Source organism: Aerococcus sp. L_32 (assembly GCF_050689315.1).
Map to the genome: position 1 here is coordinate 1 of NZ_JBOEQF010000537.1, position 1198 is coordinate 1198.

Below are 1198 nucleotides of genomic sequence, written 5' to 3' on the forward strand. Positions count from 1 at the left end.
TTCCAAGATTACGAGGATTATGAACTTGAAGTTGAAACAAGTAATCCAGAAACTGGTCTCCTTTTTTATCAAAATTTATTGCAAAAATTTCAAATTCCGCAACGACCAATTAAACAAAAAATCGTGCGTATGAATCAATCAAAAGCTGATTCCTTACGCTAAATTCAGTTATGCTATCAATCTATTACCTATAAGAAGCGAATGAAATTCTCTTAGCCTAAACAAATAGATTGCAGTTTTAAAGTTGGCCTGTTAGAATTGGTGAATAGTTGAGAACTCGATGTGATTAGATAGTTAGTTAAAACTAATCAATAGACAAGTTAAATAAACAAATGAAATTAAACTTGATTGTTTTAAAAAATATGAGTAAAGGAGTAGAGTATGGCACAAAAGATTGTTCAAACAAATAGCAGTAAAAAAACCACGCCAGGCGCCTGTAAGCACAACCATGTGTTTGAAGTTTTTTTATTTGTTAACCCGTTCGGTGACACTTGTTTAAATTGCGAAGAAGAAGTGTTAAAATTTGTACAACAAACGGATAAGAAAGTTTACTTCCGTTTTATCACAACATCAGATATGCAGACCTTTAACAACTACATTAAAGAACTAGATAAACCTTTATCTTTAGCTGATCGTAACAGCTTGTATCTTACACATCAAGAAGTCTGTAAGGGCTACAAGGCTGCTCTACTACAGGGGAAGAAAGTTGGTCGTGAATACTTGATGAAGATTCAAGATTACTTCGGTCGCCAAGGCAACCCTTACTCACACGAAAAAATGCTAGAAATCGCGCAATCTAACCGTCTTGATACGAACATGTGGTTGCAAGATATCCATTCAGATCTTACTCAAGAAAGCATTGTTGCTGATGCTAAGTTGGCTCGCCAAATGCAAATTTCAGCCAACCCTACTGTCGTTGTATTTGATAATATCAATTACAAATACGGCTTTAAACTTGAAGAGAATATCACTCTTGAAAACTTAGAATACCTAACGGATCAAATGATGGTACCCTCTGAAGAAGCTATGGATCAAGAAATGAGTCAAAAGCCAATATTGACTTGTATTAAAAAATAAAATATCCAAAAGAGGTCGGAATATTCCGACCTCTTTTTTCGTCTCGTCATTGAGGGTTTGAAATCTTAAAACGGCAAGAAAGAAGGACTGCAGTCAATGCTACAGCCCCTTCAATCTATTT

The 1198-nt window shown here is 35.0% G+C and carries 1 protein-coding gene; it reads left to right on the plus strand.

Going from position 1 to position 1198, the window contains the following annotated elements; all coding sequences use genetic code 11:
• Positions 1-381: 381 nt before the first annotated feature.
• On the plus strand, positions 382-1077 hold the full coding sequence (locus tag ACRCJ0_RS14590; RefSeq protein WP_431387245.1) for a DsbA family protein: 696 nt from the start codon (positions 382-384) through the stop codon (positions 1075-1077).
• The last annotated feature ends 121 nt before the right edge of the window (positions 1078-1198 follow it).

What these genes read in the sequence shown, in the direction of transcription:
- ACRCJ0_RS14590 (WP_431387245.1), top strand. Translation starts at nt 382, where the DNA reads ATGGCACAAAAGATTGTTCAAACAAATAGCAGTAAAAAAACCACGCCA.